Annotated in this window: 4 protein-coding genes; all 4 read right to left on the reverse strand. The window is 40.7% G+C overall.

Annotated features, from left to right (window positions below; all coding sequences use genetic code 11):
- Positions 1–133: 133 nt before the first annotated feature.
- Positions 134–775, reverse strand: a complete 642-nt coding sequence (locus AC6F75_RS10430; RefSeq protein ID WP_500714961.1) for a class I SAM-dependent methyltransferase — start codon at positions 773–775, stop codon at positions 134–136.
- 83 nt (positions 776–858) lie between these two features.
- On the reverse strand, positions 859–1944 hold the full coding sequence (locus AC6F75_RS10435; protein ID WP_500714962.1) for an amidohydrolase family protein: 1086 nt from the start codon (positions 1942–1944) through the stop codon (positions 859–861).
- A gap of 75 nt (positions 1945–2019) precedes the next feature.
- Positions 2020–3462: an aldehyde dehydrogenase family protein gene (locus AC6F75_RS10440; protein WP_500714964.1), complete on the reverse strand. Its 1443-nt coding sequence runs from the start codon at positions 3460–3462 to the stop codon at positions 2020–2022.
- A 377-nt stretch (positions 3463–3839) separates the two neighbouring features.
- Positions 3840–4170, reverse strand: a 331-nt coding sequence (locus AC6F75_RS10445; RefSeq protein WP_500714963.1) for a Rid family hydrolase, incomplete at its 5' end; no start/stop codon positions are given.

The raw sequence follows: 4170 nt of genomic DNA on the forward strand, positions 1-4170 counted from the left end.
GAAATCACTAAAAGCGCCAAGGATCGTGGTCTAGATATCGACATTACTCAAGATGTTCAAAAGGAAATCGACAAGGTCAAGGAAGATATAGACGAAATCACCGGCCCTATAAAGCGAAAGTTTTAAACCCTTGTTATTTAATCAGCGAAATTGTTAAACCGTCCCTGATGGGTAATACTACACTTTCTACCCTTGGGTCGCTGTTAAGAAGTTTGTTATAAGCAATAAGTGCAAGGGTGTCTATATCGTCTTTTTTTGGTTTTTCAAGAACTTTACCACTCCACAAAACGTTGTCTGATAAAATCACGCCACCGCTTTTCATTTTTGGAACAACAAGTTCAAAATAGTTAATGTAATTTTCCTTGTCGGCATCAATAAACACCAGTTCATAGGTTTCATTCAGTTTGGGAATAATTTCCAATGCTTCACCAACATACTGAACGATCTGCTTGCCAAATCCTGATAAATCAAAATACTTTCGCTGTAGTGAAAACAACTCTTCATTATGATCGATGGTATGCAAAATCCCGTTTTTTTGAATGCCTTCCATCATGCACAATGCAGAGTAACCTGTATAAGTGCCAATTTCCAATATGGTTTTGGGGTTTACAAGTTTTGAAATCATACTCAGCATTCTTCCTTGATAATGCCCGCTTAGCATTCGGGGCTGCAGTACTTTTGCCCAGGTTTCGCGGTTGAGTTGTTGTAGCAATTCCGGTTCAGGTTGGGTGTGAGCCACAACATAATTGTCGAGTTCTTCAGAGATGAAATCCATTTTTTGATTTATTTGTATTTTAGAGGCTTATGCAGAGGAGGCCTAATATATTAGGCCTATACTTATAGATAATCAGACCATAATTATTGTCCGGTAATTCTTTTGATTAATTTTTGTTTGGCCTGCTCGTCATCACCACACAGCCATTGAATCACATTATCACTCCAGATGGCGTCACATTCATCTTCAGTGAGGATATTTCTTTCTTTGGCTAAATCCAGGATTTTTCCGGGATAGGAGGACTGGCGTTCACTTTCCATTTCACCAAGTGGGTAGGGGTCGTCCAGCCCCATAATGACTTGTTTTGAAGTTTGGTTTTTAACCAGTAACTCAAGCGAGCCGGTATCGTGAACCAATGTGTCAAAGAAAATGTTTTTATGGGCAACTGCTTTTCTGGGGTGGTGTTTCCCTTCAAACAAATCGGGTCGACCGTCAAAACCTTGAATGCGTCTTCCCAGATTGATTTGTGCTAATTGTCCACCGTGTGCAAAACAAGTACGCATTCCCGGAAATCTATCCTGATAGCCGTTGAGTGTTAAAAAATGATAAGCATCTGCACACTGTGCAAGCATCCAAATCAAGTGAAAACGCCAGGATGTGTTTTCCAAAAGGATAAATTTCTCACCGTCATAAGGATGAATTTCAACTGCAAGATTATACTTGCTTGCGAGTTGAAATAATTCTTCATTTTCTTCGTCAAAAATACAGCGCCAGGTACCAATGGTGTCCATATAATGAGTGGGTAAACACAACAATTGCATACCCAGTTCTTCCACACAGCGTTCTACTTCCCACATGGCTCCTTTCAAAAGTCCGGGATGCACCACAAAACCTGTTGTAAACTTTGAGGGATTGTCATGCTGAATTTTTGCATTAAAATCGTTTTGAAAACGTAAGGCTTGTTTCATTTCTTCCACACGCAGGCCGTTTCCATACAATTGTGAAAGATTGAGTACCACAGCGTGGTCAATTTTGTTGCGCTCCATCCACTCCATTTTTTCGTCAAGAAAAAAGCTGGAATCGGTCACCGGGCGGCTCCAGTTTTTTTGGAGCATAAACTTCCGGTCTTTATCCACCCAAAAGATTTCTTTGTCTTTCATAAATTGCGGAATCTCTTCCGGATAAGGAAGCAAGTGTGAGTGGCCATTTATTCTTAGTTTCTTTTTCATATCCGTTTCCCCCACGGGAGGGAGTCTTGTTATTTAATTTGAAGAAATAACTTCAAATTTAGTGATTTTAAAATTTTAAGTATACTGAATACACACATTCTTGGGCTCAGTAAAAAAGCGTAATGCCTCCCAGCCGCCTTCACGACCCACACCACTGTCTTTCATCCCGCCGAAAGGGGTGCGCAAATCACGCATCAACCAAGTATTTACCCAAATAATTCCGGCTTCTAAATGATTGCTCAGCCGCATTGTTCGGTTTAAATCGGTTGTCCAAAGTGTTGCAGAAAGTCCGTACCGCACATCATTGGCCATGGACAAAGCTTCTTCTTCGGTTTTAAAAGGCATGATAGTGACGACAGGTCCAAAAATTTCTTCCTGATTGAGTTTGCATTGATTGGTTTTCACTTCGATAACAGTGGGTTCAAAATAATAACCGTTTTCATACCCTTGAACGGTAACATGTTTTCCACCACAAAGGATTTTTGCATCCTGATTAGGCGCATCTTCAATGTATGAAAGTACTTTTTTGAGATGGGCTTGGGAGACCAAGGCTCCCAGATTACTTGATTTTTCAGAAGGATGGCCCACTTTCAGTGCTTTTACACGAGCTATAAAGTCCGTTTTAAATTTTTCGTATATACTTTCTTCTACAAATATCCGTGAACCACACAAACAGATTTGGCCCTGATTGGCAAAAGAAGAACGCACCGTGGTGTCCAGCATTTTCTCATAATCGCAATCTGCAAAGATGAGGTTGGGGTTTTTTCCACCCAGTTCGAGAGAAAGTTTTTTAAACATCGGAGCAGCTGTTCTCGCAATGTGTTCGCCGGTGGCTGTACCTCCGGTAAAGGAAATGGCTTTGATTTTTGGATGTTCCACAATGGCTTGCCCGGTAGTGGGCCCCAGACCGTGAACAATATTTAATACTCCGGGAGGAAGGCCTGCTTCTATACATATTTCACTAAGTAAAAAAGCGGTCATAGGTGTGACTTCACTGGGTTTGGCCACAACACAATTTCCTGCAGCGAGTGCCGGGGCAATTTTCCAGGTAAACAAGTAGAGTGGAAGGTTCCACGGTGAAATACAACCCACTACGCCCAGTGGTTTTCTCAACGTAAAGTTTATGGCATTTAAGCCCACACTTTCATGCGACTCGGCTGCAAATTGGGTGATAGCTTGTGCAAAAAACCGAAAATTAGCCGATGCTCTGGGAATATCCACTTTTGTGGCCAGCGTAATCGGTTTTCCGTTGTCTTTGGATTCTGCTGCGGCAAGCACATCAAGTTTTTCTTCTATCAAATCGGCGATTTTGGAAAGGATTCGGCTACGCACTTCCAAAGTGGTGTTTGACCATTGGGGAAAAGCCTTTTCTGCAGCTTGAAAAGCAGCTTCTACATCTTCCTTTCCTGAGTTTGGAATTTTACCATACACCTCACCACAAGAAGGATTGTAATTGTCAATCCATTCCCCGGATTTCGGGTCTTGAAAGCTACCGTTGATGAAATTTTGAATATTTATTGTTTCAGTTGCCAAATTTTATTAATTTTAGTTTTCTAAATGAATTTCAGATGTTTATAAATGTAAATAAACCTTTTATAAGAGCAATAGTTAATATAATACTTGTTATCAGTTTTCATTTTTCAATTTTATACGCGTTTATACCCTTGCGGATACTTTATGCTATAACTTTAAATTCAGGTGATACTCATTTTATTTATGAAGGATTTTCAGTTACCGTAAATGGTATTAAACAATCCACCTTTCTTCTTCCTGAATCAGCCCTGGCTTTGGTACTCGCCTTGCTGTTGACCCATCATATTAATAAAAAGTTATAAAAGATATTGGGTTAAATTTCCTAATGCAAATTTTGCCAGTCAAAGTTTGAATGCTAATAACTACCCCGGTTTATAAGCCATCACCTTAATCTCCACCAACAAATGCGGATGGGGAAGTTGATGCACCGCAACGGTTGTTCTTGTGGGACCATCGTAATCAAAATACTCGCCATAGGCCTTGTTGTAGCCGGCAAAATCATTCATATTTACCAAAAATGTGGTTACATCAACGATGTCTTCCAATCCGGCGCCTTCTTCAGACAAAAAATCGCGTATGTTTTCAATTACGGCTCGGGTTTGGGCTTCGATGTCGAGCTTCATACTTCCCATTTCGTCCACTTGTTCCACACCGGCAAAGGTGTTATCGGCTTTACGCGAACTCGTTCCGGAA

This window comes from Planktosalinus sp. (genome assembly GCF_059864935.1).

Bases quoted from the DNA above. Each gene is read 5' to 3' on its own strand.
- AC6F75_RS10430 (WP_500714961.1), bottom strand. From the start codon at position 775: ATGGATTTCATCTCTGAAGAACTCGACAATTATGTTGTGGCTCACACC.
- AC6F75_RS10435 (WP_500714962.1), bottom strand. From the start codon at position 1,944: ATGAAAAAGAAACTAAGAATAAATGGCCACTCACACTTGCTTCCTTAT.